Here is a 17,937-nt window from a genome sequence, read left to right on the forward strand (position 1 = left end):
ATTCACATTAAATTAAGGTGAATGGTGAATGGTCAATAGTGAATTTTATAGGCGTAAACAATTGACATTTCACTTGCGAAGCAAAATTGACGATTCACATTAAAATTAGGGTAAATGATGAATGGACAATTGTGAATTTTATAGGTGTAAACAATTGACATTTCACTTGCGAAGCAAAATTGACGATTCACATTAAAATTAGGGTGAATTGTCAATTGTCAATTGTGAATTTTATAGGCGTAAACAATTGACATTTCACTTGCGAAGCAAATTGACGATTCACATTAAATTAAGGTGAATGGTGAATGGTCAATAGTGAATTTTATAGGCGTAAACAATTGACATTTCACTTGCAAAGCAAAATTAACGATTACATTAAATTAAGGTGAATGGTGAATGGTCAATAGTGAATTTTATAGGTGTAAGCAATTGACATTTCACTTGCGAAGCAAATTGACGATTCACATTAAAATTGGAGTTATTTCATTTCTTAACCTATATCAATGATTCGTATATGATCTCCGCCCTACATTTGCAGTATTAATAACAAATAAAAAATACAATACAATGGCAACAAAATGGAACCTAGACCCAACACATAGTGAAATTACTTTTAAAGTAAAACACATGATGATTTCTAATGTAAAAGGAAGCTTCAGAAATTTCAATGCTGAAATTGAAGCTGAGGATGATAGCTTTGCAAATGCTAAAACTACAGCTACTATCCAGACTGATTCTGTATTTACCAACAACACAGACAGAGACAATCATTTAAAATCCGGGGAGTTTTTCAATGCAGAAGAGCATCCTTCCATTACATTTGAATCTCAGGCTTTAAATGACACAGTAACAGGTAACCTTACGATAAATGGTATTACAAAACCTATTACTCTAGATGTGGACTTCGGAGGAATCAATGTAGATCCGTGGGGAAATACGAAAGCAGGCTTCTCTTTTGAAGGAAAGATCAACAGAAAAGATTTCGGACTGAACTGGAATGCAGCTCTTGAAGCTGGAGGTGTAATGGTAAGTGACGAAGTAAAAATAGCCGGAGAATTACAGTTTGTAAAACAGGCATAATACAAAATTGAGTTTTGGGATATTCTTCTCAAAATATTTATATCAATTAAACATAAAAAGGTTCAGGGATTTTCTAAAAGCCTTGGACCTTTTTTCAATATCTATCTATTATGAACCTTAACGATCTGCAAAATATCAGCAATAATTTCGGAAACACCCAAAGAATGCCGGTTTTATTCCTCGGGCACGGCTCACCGATGAATGCCATTGAAGAAAACCAGTTTGTACAGGGATTCAGAAAAGCGGCCCTGGAAATTCCGAAGCCTAATGCCATACTGTGTATTTCCGCACACTGGTATACACAGGGTACTTTTGTAACCGCGATGAATATACCGAGAACGATTCATGACTTCGGTGGTTTCCCGAAAGCATTATTTGATGTACAGTATCCTGCTCCGGGAAGTCCGGAACTGGCGAGAGAAACCGCTGAGCTTTTAACCCCTGTTTTGGTGGAGGAAGATCATAACTGGGGACTTGACCACGGCGCATGGTCGGTGATCAGACATATGTATCCGGAAGCTGATATTCCCGTGATCCAGCTGAGCATAGATTATACCAAGCCACCACAGTATCATTTCGATCTGGCCAAACGACTGAATAAGCTCCGTGAAAAAGGAATCCTCATCATAGGAAGTGGGAATATCGTCCATAATCTCCGGCTGATCGACTGGAAAAATATCGATACGGTAGGTGCCGGCTGGGACTGGGCCGTGGAAGCAAGGGAAAAAACGAATAACTGGCTTCTGGATGGGAATTTCCAGAATATCATAGACTATCAGAAGCAGGGAACATTTCTGCAATATGCGGTTCCTACACCGGATCATTATCTTCCGCTGATTTATACATTAGGCTTAAAGGATCAGGCTGAGAACCTCTCTTTATTTAATGACGAACTGATTGGCGGGTCATTAAGCATGACCAGTGTAAGGATAGGATAGTTTATATTTCCTCTTTCTGCATCCTGAAGATGGAGCATTTAGGTTTCAAAAGAAGGGAATATCACCAATCTGTATCAGTTGATCATCAAGGAAGATAATTTTTCAAAGAATTGAAATATAATTCTGCCTGTTGAACAATTATGCGACTGGGATATTCCCTGGTATTTTTACTTAAAAATTATTGTACAGCTGCCAGGACATTGATATTTCCATAACCGTAGCTTGAATTCACCGTTGGATAATACGTTGCAGACTGCCTCATTTTATTGAGTACCTGATCCCTTGTCCATGAAGGGTTTTTAGCCCAGACAAGAGCCGCAATTCCAGCTGTTGCTGCCGTTGCCACCGATGAACCGCCTACATAATCTGCCTGATTGTTGTAATAACTTAAAACGGGAACGGTATTTCCATTGGCTCTTTCCATCTGGAAGGTAAAATCAATCTGGCTCCCGGAATGACAGACATCACATTTCTGGTTGGAAGTTCCTTCTTTTACTCCGGTTACAGCCTGAGTTTCAGACATGCTTGCCGGAAAAATAACGCCTACAAAATTAGTAAAACTGGTAGAAGTTCCTCCTGCACAGAAAATCAATTTTCCTCTTGAATAGGCGTATTTCACCCCATCTTCAATCTTTCCTACCGAGAAAATATGCCCCATTGACATGGAAATGATCTTTACACTGGTATTATTCGCCAGATCCGTAAATGCTGTTTTTACTCCGTTTTGCTCGCTGGAAGTTTCCAGCACCACATTAGAAGCTGCACGGTAAGTGATGAGATTGGCATTGTAGGCAACTCCTACAGGAAGTCCTGCATTATTTTTCGGAGCTGCCATAACGGAAGCCATTTTCGTTCCGTGCCCGCATTGATCTGCCGGTCCGTCTGTAGTAGATCCGTTGACGTATGATCCAAATTTGCTGATTGTTCTTCCGGAAGATGCTCCGGTATTGAAACTGCTTCCCAGCAATGTCTGTTCCGGTGAAACTCCGGTATCAATAAGTCCTATGGTAACTCCTGCTCCCGTACTGTGGCCCCATGCATTTGGAATATTATGTTTTGTAAATGCCCATGGTACCTTGGCATTGGGAGTAGTAGTGGTGTAATCTGCAGCATTTAAAGCCGTAGATTCAAATCCGCATCCTGATGAAGAACCACTGGATTTTGCATTGGGGTTAAGACTGTTTTCTATTTCAAAGTAATGATAATCTCCCGGCTCCACATACCGGATGTTTTTCATCTTTCTTAGCGCCGTGATGGTTTCTTCTTTGTCTATGAAGACATCCATCTGATTAAGATACTGATCGGAAGAAATCAGGAATCTGGTCTGCTCAACACCTTCATATTGCCGGATAAGACTTAAAACTTCTGTTTCCATTGTTTTGTTGTCAGGGGAAAGACTTCTGTCAAAATCATCCTTTGAAGCCCCAAATCCGATGGAGACCATTCTGTTTCCTCTGAAAATCGCGCTCCAAAGCAGATGATCTGAAGCATTTTTCCAGTTGAAAGATCCTGTGTTCCTGATCGTACTGTTAATTTCTGCATTGATCTGCTTTCCCGTCAAAGGATCTTTCTGAACAGCTTCAATGGCAGGATTTTCGTTCTGTAGTTCATCTCTGGTACATGAATTCAAAACAAAAAACAAGGCTAAGAGGTAAAATACTCTTTTTTTCATAGTTTTAATTTTATGGTTTGGAACCACAATATAACACTTTGATGTGATTTAAAAGCTTAGAAAAAATGAATTTAGTATTACCTGAATATGAATATTTATATCCAGCTGCTAGAAAATTTACAATAATTTCTCATAGCAAACACTATTGTCAATACCAATATACTGACCGTAATTAGGGATTCTGTAATATCCGTTTTTTTCATATAGAGCAATCGCCTCCGGCTGCTTAATGCCTGTTTCCAAAACACATTTTCTAAACCCTTCCTCTTTGGCCCAGATTTCCAGTTCATTCAATATTTTCGATGCAAATCCTTTTCCTCTCATTTCCTCATCTGTATACATTCTTTTTATCTCTACGACATCTTCAGAAAAAGGTTTAAATGCACCACAACCAACAGCTGTATCTTCAGAATAAGCTACCACACAATTTTTAAGCATGTCAATAGAATTAAACTGGTGATAAAATTCATGATCTTCTCCATCCCGTACTGCAAGATCGGCATCAAGGAGTTTGACTAAATTCTGGAAATCTATGTTGGAGGAATCGGTTCTTCTGGTAGTCATATTTTGTTTACGAATTAAATAAAGATTATTGTTTCTGTTGATTTTTTAATTTTTACAGATACAACAAATTTAATAAATGATTACATTATTAAAAACGATCTCCCTGTTATTTACTTTCTTGAATAGAATTAAATTCAGCGGTACGATAAAGTTCTTCCGGAACCTGCGCTAATGTAGATTCATGAAGTTTTATACCAAGTCCATAAAATTGTTGAAAGCTCATGATAAGCGGACGCCATTTGTCCGGATCAACCCGGTTGGGAAAGCCATCCATCAATATGGATTCTTCTATGTGTACCCTTAATATTTTCAGTTCAGCATAGATAATATTTCCGCGCTGGATCTCATTATCCTCTGCCAACAGATTTACTTTAACAAGCCGGGCTTCCATTTGTACCGGACATTCTGATATTCTGGGAGAATTAACTAATGTAGATTCAACAGGTGTCATTCCGGCAATTTCAAATTTTTGGGATTCGTGACGGTATCCTTTATTTTTCTTTCCCTGAGGAACAGGATTCGAACCTGTTGTCAGAGCAAGTTTATTAACCATTCCAACCTGATCTGCTGAAGGAAGATTGATGACACACTCACCGGTTCTTAATAAATTTTCACAGGTTTTAGATACTGCAGAAATGCCGATTATACAACGCCAGCCTAACCAGAAGATTGATGAGATAGGAGCCACATTGAAACTACAGTTCTCATTTACTGTTGAAATAAGTATTACCGGGGTACCAAAATACAAAATAGAGGGTGTACATATTTTATGCATGATGTTATTTTTACAGACAAAGGTATTTCGTTGACTCAATAAGAAAAATCTATTTCCTGCTGTATTTTAATTGATATAATCTGCACAACCGGTAGGTGGAAAATTATATGCAGTCTATAGAACAAAAAAAAGCTTCCATTTCTGGAAGCCCTTATAATATTTTCTTAATTGAAATTAATCTACTTTAAATTCTCTGTTATTGATCAGCTCTGCGATTGCCAGCATATCTTTTCCTATCAATCTGTCATCTTCAAGTTTTTTAACTTTAGAACGAATTACCGCATAGTTTTCTTCAATGATTTTCGAACATTTGGCAGGTCTCCTGAATTCCAGTCCCTGTGCTGCAAACATTAATTCCACAGCTAAAATATTGACCAGGTTTCCTAGCACCTGATTGAATTTTCTGCCGGAAATGCTTCCCATAGAAACGTGGTCTTCCTGTCCTAAACTTGTTGGAATAGAGTCAGCTGATGCCGGGAAACACAAAGTTTTATTTTCCGTAACCAAAGCCGCTGAAGTATATTGAGGAATCATGAAACCTGAATTCAGTCCAGAGCTTTCCGTCAGTAATCTTGGAAGTCCATATTTTCCTTCTAATAATAAATAGCTTCTTCTGTCTGAAATATTTCCTAATTCGGCTGCTGCCAATGTAGCATAGTCTAATGGAAGTGCCATCAGCTGCCCGTGGAAATTTCCTCCGGAAATAGATTCTTCAGCACTTAGAACGATCGGGTTATCCGTTACCGAATTCAGCTCTGTTTCAGCCATCAGTTTAAGGTGTTCAAAAGCATTTCTGCTGGCCCCATGCACCTGTGGCACACATCTCATGGAATAAGGATCCTGAACTCTTTCACAGTCCTCATGAGCTTTCATGTTTTCAGAACCTTTTAAAAATTTAACCATTCTGGCTGCTACTTTTTTGCTTCCCTCGAAAGGTCTGATGTCGTGGAGTTCTTTTTTGAAAGGGCTTTCAGAACCTCTGTAGGCCTCAATACTCATTGCAGCAGTCATATCCGCTAAGTTTAATAAGTATTCGAATTTTTCTAACCCTTTAATAGCGTGGGCCAGAATAAACTGAGTTCCGTTGATCAGTCCCAAGCCTTCTTTTGGGCCTAAGGCTAATGGCTCAAGACCATGTCTGTCTAAAACCTCCATAGTTTCGAAAATCTGATCTCCTTCCCAAACCTGTCCTAACCCCAACAATGGCAGCACAAGGTGAGCAAGAGGAGCTAAATCTCCTGAAGCTCCTACAGAACCCTGCTCAGGAACTACAGGAATAATATCTTTTTCAAGCATCAGGATCAGTCTTTCAATCACCTCTAGGGAAACTCCTGAAAATCCTTTTGATAAAGCATGAACTTTTGCAATAATCATGATCTTCGAAAATTCCTTGTCAATGGGCTTTCCAACCCCTACCGCGTGAGAAATGATAAGGTTATACTGCAGCTGAGCAGTTTCGTCAGCTGATATTTTAGTATCACAAAGGGGTCCGAAACCTGTATTGATCCCATAGACACATCTATCGGATTCTACAATTTTCTGAACGTTTTTCTGGGATTTTAGGATCTGTTCCTTAGCTGCTTTGTTAAGTTTAGCTTTATTTGGCTTTTTACAGATTTCCAGAACATCATGGAAAGTAAAAACATCTACACCGTATATCATTTCTAAAAATTTCCTTAAAATTACGCATTTAACCATAATTGGAAAAGCTAAATTTCATAGTCCTATATTTTTCTGATTATACGTAGATTATTTTGCTATTTTTACCTCTTAATTAAAAACAATTATCAATAACCCATGAAACTTAAAACTTTACTGCTTACCTTATGTCTGGCAGGCACTGCAACTTTTGCCCAGAAGGTAAAATATTCCAAAGAAGAGATCAAGAAAATGGAAACCTATCTCTTTAATGAGGGCTTTAATTCACCTTCACCTAAAAAGACATCAACTATTATTTTAAAAGACGGAACAACCCATAAAGGTTTTTGCGGCAAAATTGAAACTAAAAAAGGACAGGTCTATGAAGTTGCTTTGAAAGACAGCATTACTAAAAAGAATGAAGTATTCAATGCTGAACAGATCAATGAAATGTACGTATATCCTAGCAATGCAGAAAAAATTGCAAAAGTCGGGAAATATATGAGCAACATCAGAAACTTCGGCACCAAAAAACTTACCAAGAATACAGCCGGCGGCAGAATACATTTTGTAAACCAGATCGTTTCTTTGAAAAATAAAAAGGATGACAAGGAATTCCTGATGCAGCTGATCAATCCTGAATTCAGTGATATTATTTCTGTATATCATGATCCCAGAGCTAAAGAAACTTCTGGTTTTTCTATGATGGGTTCTCCCCAACTTGGTGGCGGTGTTATCAAATCTTATTATGTAAAGAAAGGCGATAAAGTAATGTGGCTTCACAAGGATGATTTCGAAGATAACTACGATTTCCTGTTTGGCGACAATGCAGAATTCATGAAAAAATATCCCAAAAACTCTGTGGAGTGGGATTATTTCAGTTTCCTGGTGAACGAGTATACTGAAATGAATAATGGATAAAATATTAAATCATATCATTAAACTGCAGAATTCTCTGCAGTTTTTTGTTCTTTTAAATCCCGGATGGATTCCGTAATTTTGTTATATGAATCCTTCTTTAGAATTACAGCTCAAAACTTTACCATCAGAACCAGGCGTTTATCGTTATTATGATAAAAACGACCAATTGCTGTATGTAGGAAAGGCCAAAAATTTAAAGAAAAGGGTGCTCTCCTACTTCAATAAAAATCTTCCGGGCTACCGTATCAAAATAATGGTAGGAAAGATTGTAAGTCTTGAAACGACGATTGTCAACAGTGAATATGATGCACTTTTACTTGAAAATAATCTGATCAAGGAACATCGTCCTTTTTACAATGTATTATTGAAGGATGATAAAACGTATCCATGGATCTGTATTAAAAATGAAAGTTTTCCAAGGATATTCCTGACCAGAAATGTCATCAAAGACGGATCTGAATATTATGGGCCTTACGCCAAAGTACGTCCTGCAAAGATTTTACTGGATACCATTAAACATATTTACAAACTAAGAACCTGTAATCTTAATCTTTCACCCGCTAAAATTGCAGAAGGAAAATACAAAGTATGTCTGGAATATCATATTAAAAACTGTGAAGGTCCTTGTGAAGATCTTGAAAGCAAGGAAGATTATGATGAAAAAATCGATGCCATCCGCGGAATTATCAAAGGGGATTTCCGGAAAGCAAAAGAATATCTGGTGAATCAGATGATGAAAATGGCCTCCAATCTTAAGTTTGAAGAAGCACAGATCATTAAGGAAAGGCTGGATATTCTGGAAGATTATCAGGCTAAAAATACGGTCGTAAATCCAAATATCGATGATGTGGATGTTTTTGGAATGACCAGCGATGAAGCTGCTGCTTACGTGAATTTTTTCAAGATCAGAAACGGAAATATCATCCAGAGTTTTACTACGGAGATCAAAAAGATCCTTGAGGAAACGGATGAAGATATCATGGAAGAAGCTTTAATTGAAATCCGCCAGAAGTTTAGTTCCGATTCTAAAGAAGTATTGTTACCCTTTCATCTTTCTGTAGAAATTCCGAATGTAAAACTGATTGTTCCAAAAGTCGGTGATAAGAAAAGAATCGTGGAACTTTCGGAGAAAAATGCAAAGGAATACCGTTTAGAAAAATTAAAACAGGTACAGATTGTAGATCCGGAAAGACATACGAACAGAATCATGTCCGAAATGCAGAAGCTGCTTCGAATGCCAGTGGAACCACGACATATTGAAGGTTTTGATAACTCGAATATCCAGGGAACAAACCCTGTTTCTGCGTGTGTGGTTTTTAAAGACGGAAAACCAAGTAAAGCTGACTACAGGATTTTTCACCCAAAAACAGTGGAAGGAGCCAATGACTTTGCCACGATGGAAGAGGTGATTTACCGCCGCTATAAACGAATGCTTGATGAAGGGGAAAACCTGCCGCAACTGATTCTTATAGATGGAGGAAAAGGACAGCTTTCTTCCGCTGTGAAAAGTTTAAAATTATTGGGTCTTTACGGCAAAATCACGATTGTAGGGATTGCAAAAAGGCTCGAGGAGATCTTCTTCCCTGAAGATTCAATTCCTTTATATCTTGATAAAAAATCGGAAACCTTAAAGATTCTGCAGCGGGTAAGGGACGAAGCACACCGTTTCGGGGTAAAACATCACAGGACAAGAAGAAAAAACTCTACCATCAAATCTGAGCTGGAAGAAATTCCGGGTGTGGGAGAAAAAACGATTGAACTGCTGCTTTCTAAATTGAAATCTGTTAAAAGGATCAAAGAATCAAGCATGGAAACCTTGGAAGAGATTCTGGGGAAAAGTAAAGCGAAGGTGATCTGGGAGTTTTTCAACAGCCATTAGGAAATAAAAAATCCTTAATTCTGGTTGAATTAAGGATCATATGCTGTAATTATAATCTGTAATTATTTTGCTGAAAATACTTCTTTGGTAAATTCTCCGCTAGACTGTGGCATATCAATCACAATATTTCCATTTTCAAAATATCCTACAGTATAGCTACCGTCTGAAAGCTTTACTCTAAACACATCTCTTTTTGAAGTGGTTTTAAAAACTGCAAATGGTACAGAACTTCCACTGTCTGCCAGTATAAATTGATTTGTATCTACCTGTATTTTCTGAAGGCTCAATTTACCGTTGGTATATTTCCCGGATTTATTTTCTGTAACAGGCGCAGATGCAGGTTCACTATTATTTTTAACAGGTTCTGTATTTGAACTCTCAGTTTTCACAACCTGAAGATTGGCCACCGGATTTGAAGCTGGAAGTGAAACCAGGGACAGCCTGAGAGCATCCTGATAACCTTCTTTGTATTCTTTAATGCTTGAATTTCCTTTTGATGAAAATAATACCTTCCCATTACAGTCTTTAAACTCAAGTTCCACTTTATTTCTTAGAAAAGTACTTTTATTAAGTATGTTGCCCACTGCAAAGCTGCAGGAGTTTTTTTCAATCTCCGAAGGCCACTGGTCTTTACCTTCCTGGACAACTATGTATCCTTTCGATTTTAGAGTCTTAGCTAAAGAATTATCAAGACCATATGATTCTTTTTCGAAATCTTTAAAAGTCTGAGGAATAGAAATATATTTATAATCAGAAACTTTCTGCCCGAAAACAGTAGCTACTGCAAGTATACATGTAAGTATTGAAATCTTTTTCATTGCTTTAAATTAAATTCTAAAGTTAATCATTTCTAAACGCTCCCATATCTAATTTTAGGGAGAAAAAATTAGAGTAGAAATTAGATCCTCCAATCCCAGAATTGGTGATCGCATAATCCAGTGTAAGCCCTCTGTATCTTATCCCAAGACCTGCACTTGGCTGGAAGGAAACTTTTCTTTTCAGGTCTTCAATATCGGTAATGGATTGAAACCTGTTAATTCCAAGTCTTACAAAGATCATTTTCTGGTATCCAAGTTCAGCTCCTGCATAAGGAGTTATACTTGCAAAATCTGTTGATATCAAAGCTGCTGTTTTAGCAAAATCAACATTAATTCCAGCTTCCGGCAATACATACACGCTGCTGTTGATATTGAATATTTTACTTGCTCCTACATTAAGCTTAGGCATGGTAAGCTCCATTTTATCTTTTGGTGCCGGGTTGAACTCTTCACCATTTACTACCGTTGAAAGTTCTCCCTGATTGATGCTCCAGAAATTTACCGTAGTCGTTGCATCACGCAGCATCCCCCCGAATTTCCATCCGTTGTCAGCCTTATAAATAGCCCCGATATCAAAACCAAAACCATAACCGCTTGCAAATTTGCCTACATTCCTGTAAACAATTTTAGCATTTACCCCCACATCCAGTTTAGGATTTCCTGCCGGATTAAAAGCATAGGAAAGAATAGCCGCATAATCGGACTGGGAAAACTTCGTGATTTTATCATAGTCGATATTACCTTCAGCATCAATCATCTGTGTGGTGTTCAGGATATTGTCTACCCCTAATCTGACTATTGAAACCCCAAATACTCCTTCTTCCAGGACTTTTGCGTACGCCAGATAGTCATACTTTGCAATAGATTCAAAATATTCTGCGTGCATTGCTGCTCCCTGCCAATCTTTCTCAATAGCCATTAAACCGGCTGGGTTCCACATCGGTGAATACACATCATCCTGGTTGGAAATTACCGCTCCACCCATTGCCAGACCTCTTGCTCCGGCTCCGATATTTAAAAATTCATTGGAGTATTTTCTTATAATCTGAGATTGAGACAGCCCAAACAGTAGTGAAAATGCTAATAAAAAGTATTTCTTCATCATATAAATTTGATGCTTAGTTAAAGTTTTTTTGCTTTCTGGCTTTTATTAATCCATTTACAATAATAGCCAATATCATAACGCCTGAAGCTACATAAAATATAGGGCTCATTTCTTCTGATTCTCCAAAGATAAAAAAAGCTAGTATAATTCCGTAGACAGGTTCTAAATTAACTGTTAAAATTAGAGTAAAAGGCGAAATATATTTCATAAGCTTTACTGATTCCAGCATCGGAAAAGCTGTAAAAACACTTGCCAGTAAGCATATTAACGCCAGATCTCTGTAGTTTATTTCATTTATTTGAAAAATCTGTCCTGTAAACATATAAAATACCGCCAGAACAAACCATCCACAAAAAATTTCGTAGAATATTATATTTCCTGAACTTGTTTTTCCAAACATTTTACCGTTAAAAACAGAGAAAATAGTTCCGAATACTGCACAGAGAATTCCATAGAGGATACCTTCTTTAAAATGAAACTCAGTTTTAAAAATCAACAGTATACAGGCAACTATTACTACACCCATCAAAACTTCCGATATATCAATCTTTCTTTTAAAAATAACAGGCTCCAGTATGGAAGCAAATAAGGTAGAAAGAGACATGCAGCTTAATGCTATAGAAACATTGGATACCTTAATGGAATAAAAAAAACAGTACCAGTGAAGTGCCATGGCACAGCCTATCCCGGCAAGCTGAAAAAATATTTTCTTTGAAACTTTAATACTCTCTTTTTTATAAATCCTGATAAATACAAACAAAAATACAGCAGCAAACAGCATTCTGTAAAATACAAGGATCTGGGCATTGGCATGAATCAGTTTTCCCAAAATTGCGGTGAACCCCCATAAAAAAACAATTAAATGCAGTCTGAAAAGTGCCAATTTTTGCATATCTAACTTCTGTAAATTTTTAACAGGCAAATTTACAAATAGGCTTTTACAAATCTGATAAAAAAATAAATAATAGTTTAATAAAAAATTATTTACTACGTATTCATCTTATTTTTTTTAATAATTTCTCACCATCCGCTAAAAATTAAAAAGATCTTATGAAATTAATATCAATAAAAGTTATCATCCTATAAAAACATTTCTGCTCTATTGAAAATTCATAAATTTGGCTAATGATACTCAATAAAGATATTAAAATTAAAACAGATCGGCTGGTATTGCAGCCTGTGGATGAACTGTATATTGACGATATCAATACATACTTTACAGCAGAAGTTACGAGGTATATGCCTTTTAATCCTGATGGAGATAGAAATGACATTCTGGCTTTTGTGAAAGAATCAAAAAGCTTGTTATTAGAAAGTACTGACCTGGTAATGGTGGCACTTGATTATAATAATAATTTTATAGGTTGCTGTGGTATCCATAATATAACGAAAGAATCAGTAGAGCTCGGTTTATGGTTAAAAAAGGAGTCACAAGGTGTTGGTCTGGGTACAGAAATAATAATGGGTCTTATTGAATTTTTAGAAAAGAATTTTACTTTCAAATATATTATCTATCCAGTTGATCAGGAAAATACAGCCAGTAGAAAAATACCTGAAAAATTAGGCTTTACCTTTTTTAAAAAATATCAGAAAAATAAAAGCTCTTCTACATTCCTCAATATTTTAGAGTACAGAAAATATTATTAAGTTTATTTTTCAATTTATTCTTTCAGCCTTTCAATATATAATACAAAAAAACCCTGAAAATTTGTTCAACGTTCAGGGCCTTCAAATAATAAACTATTAAAAAAATAAACTAGGAACTTAGAGTAATTAGCAAGGAATATTATTCCTTTTACTCTGAAGTAAAGTTAGAAAAAATATCAGTAATTTAAAAATATTTTTTTGTTAAAAATTTCACAATTTTCTGAGAACCAATATATTAAACACTTGTTTTACTTCAAACGCCATTCATTATTAAAATAGTATCTTTAGCCGTAAAAAATTGAAATTTATGGACCTTGAATTTAACAAACGGGAAGATCAAAATAGATTAAAATTATCTGATATCAATCAATTGCTTGCTGAAATAAAAAAAGGAGGTGGTGAAAAGAGGCTTCAAAAGCTTCGCGATGAGGGAAAAATGACAGCAAGAGAAAGAATTGAATATCTTCTCGACAAAGGTTCAGATTCCATAGAAATCGGTGCATTTGCCGGCTATGAAATGTATGAGGAACATGGCGGATGTCCTAGTGGAGGCGTTGTAGTAGTAATGGGATATGTGTCCGGCAGACAATGTCTTGTTGTTGCTAATGATGCTTCTGTAAAAGCCGGTGCCTGGTTCCCTATTACCGGAAAAAAGAATCTCAGAGCGCAGGAAATTGCTATGGAAAATAAGCTTCCAATCATTTATCTGGTAGATTCTGCAGGTGTCTATCTTCCTATGCAGGATGAGATTTTCCCCGACAAAGAACATTTCGGAAGAATTTTCAGAAATAATGCTAAGATGAGTGCAATGGGAATTATCCAGATCTCAGCAGTTATGGGCAGTTGTGTGGCAGGAGGTGCCTATCTTCCAATTATGAGTGATGAAGCCATGATTGTTGATAAAACAGGCTCTATTTTCCTTGCCGGAAGTTATCTGGTAAAAGCTGCTATCGGGGAAAGCATTGATAATGAAACCCTTGGCGGAGCGACTACACACTGTTCAATTTCAGGAGTTACAGATTATAAAGCTAAGGATGATAAAGATGCTTTAGACAGGATCAAAACTATCATGAAATCTATCGGAACTTATGAAAAAGCAGGGTTTGACAGAATAGAGAGTTTTCCTCCAAAGGAAAATCCTGATCATATTTTTGGAATTGTTCCCGTTTCCAGAACGGAACAGTATGACACATACGAAATCATTAAATGCTTGGTTGACAATTCAGAATATGATGAATATAAGCCTGATTATGGAAAGAGTATCATTTGTGCTACAGCCAGAATTGATGGGTGGTCTGTAGGAATTGTAGCGAATCAGAGAAAACTTGTAAAAAGCGGTAAGGGTGAAATGCAGTTTGGTGGTGTTATTTATTCCGATTCTGCTGATAAGTCAACAAGATTTATTGCCAACTGCAACCAGAGAAAGATTCCTTTAATATTCCTTCAGGATGTCACAGGATTTATGGTAGGCTCAAAATCCGAGCACGGAGGCATTATTAAAGATGGTGCCAAGATGGTGAATGCCGTTTCAAATTCTGTAGTTCCTAAGTTCACGATTATTACCGGAAACTCATATGGAGCCGGAAACTATGCCATGTGTGGTAAAGCTTATGATCCTAGATTGATCGTAGCCTGGCCTTGGGCAGATCTTGCTGTAATGGGTGGGTCTCAGGCCGCAAAAGTTTTAGTGCAAATTCAGGAATCTACTTTAAAGAAGCAGGGGAAAGAGATCACTGAAGAAGAACACAATGAAATCTTAAATACCATTACAAAAAGATATCAGAAGCAGACAGAAGCTACTTATGCGGCTGCAAGACTTTGGACGGATGCCATCATCAATCCTACAGATACCAGAAAATGGATTTCTATGGGGATTGAAGCTGCCAATCATGCTCCTATTACTGAAAAATTTAATCTGGGCGTTATCCAGGTTTAATGCTATCTGGTTATCTCAAAATATAAAAAAGATGTGGAATTGTTTTCCACATCTTTTATTTTTATACTGTTGAAATTTTTGAATTCTAAGAAAAGAACACTCCCGTTCTGAATCTCTCTTTATTCAGCTTTTTATTAACCGCCAGCCCCCAAAGAATAAATTCTTTTAAGAATAAAATATCTTCTTGTGGCGTATCCGGTTGATATTTTTCAATGATCTGATCAAGAGGTTTAATTCTATTAAGAGATTTTGCATAAACTTCATCCGGAGATTCATCCGTAATTTCCAAAGAGCCGTCGTCTTCCAGAAACCAATCCGTAATCTGGCTGAACGGCCCATCAATATTCTTTTTCTCCAGCTTTTCAACTTTCGGAAAATAAGATGTGAATAAAGTTCTGATCCCATTATCAATTAATAACTGAGCTACCGCTTCTGCACCTTCCTGTTCACCTTCATACACCAATTCCACTTTCCCCGTAATCGCGGGAATTATGCCTACAAAATCACTTAATCTTACAGACGTTGTTTCATCACCTGTTAACAAACATCTGCGTTCTGCAGTACTCAATAAATTTTCAAAAGCAGTGATACTCATACGTGCGCTCACTCCGCTTTTTGAATCTACATATTCGCTTTCACGAGCTTCAAAACCAATCTGTTCCAGAAGATCTTTTGCTAAAGCGGGAACATATACCCCATTTTTCTGACGGCTGTCTGAATTGGATTCATATTTGGTAATTTTTCTCGCAATAGTAATATTTTCAGGATAATGTGTCAGAATCTGAGATCCGATACGGTCTTTCAGCGGAGTCACAATACTTCCTCTGTTGGTATAATCTTCAGGATTTGCAGTGAAGACAAACTGAATATCCAAAGGCATTCTCACCTTAAATCCGCGAATCTGCACATCTCCCTCCTGTAAAATATTAAATAGAGAAACCTGGATTCTCGCCTGAAGATCCGGCAATTCATTAATCACAAAAATACAACGGTTGGCACGCGGAATCATTCCAAAATGAATCACACGGTCGTCTGCATAAGAAAGTTTAAGATTGGCAGCTTTAATGGGATCTACATCGCCTATAAGATCGGCAACCGTAACATCCGGAGTCGCCAGCTTTTCGAAAAATCTTTCATTACGGTGAAGCCATTCTATCGGAGTATTATCCCCTTCTTTTTCAATTAATTCTTTAGCATAGCGGGAAATCGGATTAAATGGATCATCATTAATTTCACTTCCTGCAACAAAAGGAATCCATTCATCCAGTAAAGAGGTCATCATTCTTGCCAGTCTGGTTTTTGCCTGTCCCCTTAATCCTAACAAATTAATATTATGCCGGCTTAGAATAGCGTGCTCCAATTGAGGAATAACTGTATTTTCATATCCGAAAATCCCTTCAAATACAGATTCTTTATTGCGAATTTTAGTTTTTAAATTATCTCTTAATTCGTCTTTAATATTTTTTGACAGGTATCCTGATGCTCTTAAAGAGCCTAATGTTTTTATAGTTGGCTTTTCAGTCATTTTATTTATTTAAAATCTGATTTATTAAATTCTTGAAATATATTCTTATGAAAAATGGCTAGCGAATTCTTTTTTTACGATTAGTCTCATAATCTTCAAAAATCATGTGGCCTAATCCGTTAAGTCCCGTATAAAAAGCTTTTCCTTGATTGGCTTCTGTAAATTCACTTACAAATTGCTGTAAATAAGGGTCCTGCGCAATCATAAAAGTAGTAATAGGAATATGCAGTCTTCTGGCCTGGGATGCCATATTATAGCATTTCTGAACAACGTATTCATCTAAACCATAAGAATTCATATAATAGGTACCATCAGCCTGACGGACACAGCTTGGCTTTCCGTCGGTAATCATAAAAATCTGTTTATTGGTATTTCTTTTTCTGCGTAAAATATCCATCGCCAGCTGAAGCCCGGCAACTGTATTTGTATGATATGGTCCAACCTGCAAATAAGGCAGCTCCTGAATTTTAACAGGCCATGCATCGTCTCCAAAAACAATGATATCCAAAGTATCCTTCGGATAACGTGTCGTAATCAGTTCTGCAAGTGCCATAGCCACTTTTTTGGCCGGAGTGATGCGGTCTTCTCCATACAAAATCATACTGTGGCTGATGTCGATCATCAAAACCGTACTCATCTGAGATTGGTGAATACTATCTTCAACAATTAAGTCGTCTTCAGTAAGATGAAAATCTCCGATTCCATTATTGATCTGGGCATTCTTAAGACTTTCGGTAATAGAAATTTTCTCTATCGGATCTCCAAAGTTATAATTACGAAATTCCCCTGTTGTATCTTCTCCCGTTCCGCTTTTATTGGTTTTATGATTCCCATTTCCGCTTTTCCCAAGATTCCCGAATATTTGATTGAGCGCTTGTTTACGGATATTCTGTTCCATTTTTGCACTCAGGCGAATTCCATTTCCGCCATTTGGATCAACTTCTTCACGGATATATCCTTTCTTTTTAAGGTCTTCAATAAAATCATCAATAGTGTATTCCGGAGTAGTAAGTTGGTATTCTTCGTCCAACATTCGAAGCCAGTCGATAGCTTCATCAAAATCTCCCGAGGTGTGGGTTAGCAAATCTGTAAAAATTTCCAGCAACCGGTCAAATACAGATAATTCCGGTGCTTTATAAGTTTCAAATCTGAACCCTCTCACAATATGCTCTTTCATAACATAAAGTTACAACATAAAATAAAAGGTTTTTAAGAGATTTAATCTATTTTAATTTTTATGAATAGAAATAATCTGGATTTAGTATTAAAACAGGTGAGCCTAAAATTTAAACAATTATTGCCGGAACTTTATTGCTATTTTCAAACCACAGATTCCACAGATTTTCACAGAGTAAACTTAGGTGATGATTGGTCACTTGACTACAAGGTCTTGCCCTCATTACTCATTACCCATTACCCATTACTCATCATATAGGTAT

General features: G+C 36.8%; 15 protein-coding genes. 6 read left to right on the plus strand and 9 right to left on the minus strand.

Translation table 11 applies throughout. From position 1 onward, the window contains the following. Window positions 1-567: 567 nt before the first annotated feature. Together AC4IFE_RS19850 and ygiD are read left to right on the plus strand one after the other, a co-directional pair. Window positions 568-1,080, plus strand: a complete 513-nt coding sequence (locus tag AC4IFE_RS19850; RefSeq protein WP_490758851.1) for a YceI family protein — start codon at window positions 568-570, stop codon at window positions 1,078-1,080. Window positions 1,081-1,190: 110 nt separating this feature from the next. Continuing rightward, window positions 1,191-2,018, plus strand: a complete 828-nt coding sequence (gene ygiD / locus AC4IFE_RS19855; protein ID WP_490758852.1) for a 4,5-DOPA-extradiol-dioxygenase — start codon at window positions 1,191-1,193, stop codon at window positions 2,016-2,018. Window positions 2,019-2,196: 178 nt separating this feature from the next. Here the strand turns inward: ygiD and AC4IFE_RS19860 are convergent, their stop codons facing one another. The 4 genes from AC4IFE_RS19860 to hutH form a co-directional block, all read right to left on the minus strand. After that, window positions 2,197-3,690, minus strand: a complete 1,494-nt coding sequence (locus tag AC4IFE_RS19860; protein ID WP_490758853.1) for a S8 family peptidase — start codon at window positions 3,688-3,690, stop codon at window positions 2,197-2,199. A 117-nt stretch (window positions 3,691-3,807) separates the two neighbouring features. Then, on the minus strand, window positions 3,808-4,254 hold the full coding sequence (locus AC4IFE_RS19865) for a GNAT family N-acetyltransferase (RefSeq protein WP_490758854.1): 447 nt from the start codon (window positions 4,252-4,254) through the stop codon (window positions 3,808-3,810). A gap of 106 nt (window positions 4,255-4,360) precedes the next feature. Beyond that, the gene (locus tag AC4IFE_RS19870) at window positions 4,361-5,029 is read right to left on the minus strand and encodes a flavin reductase family protein (protein ID WP_490758855.1); all 669 of its coding nucleotides are present in this window, start codon (window positions 5,027-5,029) and stop codon (window positions 4,361-4,363) included. Between the two features lie 174 nt (window positions 5,030-5,203). Then, window positions 5,204-6,691, minus strand: coding sequence for a histidine ammonia-lyase (gene hutH, locus AC4IFE_RS19875; RefSeq protein ID WP_490758856.1), 1,488 nt, complete (start codon window positions 6,689-6,691; stop codon window positions 5,204-5,206). 135 nt (window positions 6,692-6,826) lie between these two features. Between hutH and AC4IFE_RS19880 the strand changes: the two genes are divergently transcribed. Together AC4IFE_RS19880 and uvrC are read left to right on the plus strand one after the other, a co-directional pair. Further along, window positions 6,827-7,588, plus strand: coding sequence for a hypothetical protein (locus AC4IFE_RS19880; RefSeq protein WP_490758857.1), 762 nt, complete (start codon window positions 6,827-6,829; stop codon window positions 7,586-7,588). Between the two features lie 85 nt (window positions 7,589-7,673). Next, a complete protein-coding gene (uvrC, locus tag AC4IFE_RS19885) occupies window positions 7,674-9,467 on the plus strand; it encodes an excinuclease ABC subunit UvrC (RefSeq protein ID WP_490758858.1) in 1,794 nt (597 codons plus the stop codon). Between the two features lie 62 nt (window positions 9,468-9,529). Here uvrC and AC4IFE_RS19890 read toward each other — a convergent pair whose 3' ends face one another. The 3 genes from AC4IFE_RS19890 to AC4IFE_RS19900 are packed head-to-tail and all read right to left on the minus strand — an operon-like array spanning window position 9,530 to window position 12,282. Beyond that, window positions 9,530-10,285: a hypothetical protein gene (locus AC4IFE_RS19890; protein WP_490758859.1), complete on the minus strand. Its 756-nt coding sequence runs from the start codon at window positions 10,283-10,285 to the stop codon at window positions 9,530-9,532. 22 nt (window positions 10,286-10,307) lie between these two features. Then, window positions 10,308-11,390, minus strand: a complete 1,083-nt coding sequence (locus tag AC4IFE_RS19895) for a putative type IX sorting system protein PorV2 (protein WP_111959952.1) — start codon at window positions 11,388-11,390, stop codon at window positions 10,308-10,310. Window positions 11,391-11,403: 13 nt separating this feature from the next. Then, window positions 11,404-12,282 carry a DMT family transporter gene (locus AC4IFE_RS19900; protein WP_490758860.1) on the minus strand — a complete coding sequence of 293 codons (879 nt, stop codon included), beginning with the start codon at window positions 12,280-12,282 and terminating at the stop codon, window positions 11,404-11,406. Window positions 12,283-12,515: 233 nt separating this feature from the next. Here AC4IFE_RS19900 and AC4IFE_RS19905 point away from each other — a divergent pair, with 233 nt between their 5' ends. Continuing rightward, window positions 12,516-13,037: a GNAT family N-acetyltransferase gene (locus AC4IFE_RS19905; RefSeq protein ID WP_490758861.1), complete on the plus strand. Its 522-nt coding sequence runs from the start codon at window positions 12,516-12,518 to the stop codon at window positions 13,035-13,037. 307 nt (window positions 13,038-13,344) lie between these two features. Beyond that, a complete protein-coding gene (locus AC4IFE_RS19910) occupies window positions 13,345-14,973 on the plus strand; it encodes an acyl-CoA carboxylase subunit beta (protein WP_490758862.1) in 1,629 nt (542 codons plus the stop codon). 85 nt (window positions 14,974-15,058) lie between these two features. Here the strand turns inward: AC4IFE_RS19910 and AC4IFE_RS19915 are convergent, their stop codons facing one another. Then, entirely contained in the window at window positions 15,059-16,498 is a 1,440-nt protein-coding gene (locus AC4IFE_RS19915) for an AAA family ATPase (protein ID WP_490758863.1), read from the minus strand. Between the two features lie 58 nt (window positions 16,499-16,556). Continuing rightward, window positions 16,557-17,675 (minus strand): vWA domain-containing protein, encoded by a 1,119-nt coding sequence (locus AC4IFE_RS19920; RefSeq protein WP_490758864.1) that lies wholly within the window; start codon window positions 17,673-17,675, stop codon window positions 16,557-16,559. Window positions 17,676-17,937 lie beyond the last annotated feature (262 nt).

The organism is Chryseobacterium sp. UF-81 (assembly GCF_058245105.1).

What these genes read in the sequence shown, in the direction of transcription:
- AC4IFE_RS19850 (WP_490758851.1), top strand. Translation starts at nt 568, where the DNA reads ATGGCAACAAAATGGAACCTAGACCCAACACATAGTGAAATTACTTTT.
- ygiD (WP_490758852.1), top strand. Translation starts at nt 1,191, where the DNA reads ATGAACCTTAACGATCTGCAAAATATCAGCAATAATTTCGGAAACACC.
- AC4IFE_RS19860 (WP_490758853.1), bottom strand. Translation starts at nt 3,690, where the DNA reads ATGAAAAAAAGAGTATTTTACCTCTTAGCCTTGTTTTTTGTTTTGAAT.
- AC4IFE_RS19865 (WP_490758854.1), bottom strand. Translation starts at nt 4,254, where the DNA reads ATGACTACCAGAAGAACCGATTCCTCCAACATAGATTTCCAGAATTTA.
- AC4IFE_RS19870 (WP_490758855.1), bottom strand. Translation starts at nt 5,029, where the DNA reads ATGCATAAAATATGTACACCCTCTATTTTGTATTTTGGTACCCCGGTA.
- hutH (WP_490758856.1), bottom strand. Translation starts at nt 6,691, where the DNA reads ATGATATACGGTGTAGATGTTTTTACTTTCCATGATGTTCTGGAAATC.
- AC4IFE_RS19880 (WP_490758857.1), top strand. Translation starts at nt 6,827, where the DNA reads ATGAAACTTAAAACTTTACTGCTTACCTTATGTCTGGCAGGCACTGCA.
- uvrC (WP_490758858.1), top strand. Translation starts at nt 7,674, where the DNA reads ATGAATCCTTCTTTAGAATTACAGCTCAAAACTTTACCATCAGAACCA.
- AC4IFE_RS19890 (WP_490758859.1), bottom strand. Translation starts at nt 10,285, where the DNA reads ATGAAAAAGATTTCAATACTTACATGTATACTTGCAGTAGCTACTGTT.
- AC4IFE_RS19895 (WP_111959952.1), bottom strand. Translation starts at nt 11,390, where the DNA reads ATGATGAAGAAATACTTTTTATTAGCATTTTCACTACTGTTTGGGCTG.
- AC4IFE_RS19900 (WP_490758860.1), bottom strand. Translation starts at nt 12,282, where the DNA reads ATGCAAAAATTGGCACTTTTCAGACTGCATTTAATTGTTTTTTTATGG.
- AC4IFE_RS19905 (WP_490758861.1), top strand. Translation starts at nt 12,516, where the DNA reads ATGATACTCAATAAAGATATTAAAATTAAAACAGATCGGCTGGTATTG.
- AC4IFE_RS19910 (WP_490758862.1), top strand. Translation starts at nt 13,345, where the DNA reads ATGGACCTTGAATTTAACAAACGGGAAGATCAAAATAGATTAAAATTA.
- AC4IFE_RS19915 (WP_490758863.1), bottom strand. Translation starts at nt 16,498, where the DNA reads ATGACTGAAAAGCCAACTATAAAAACATTAGGCTCTTTAAGAGCATCA.
- AC4IFE_RS19920 (WP_490758864.1), bottom strand. Translation starts at nt 17,675, where the DNA reads ATGAAAGAGCATATTGTGAGAGGGTTCAGATTTGAAACTTATAAAGCA.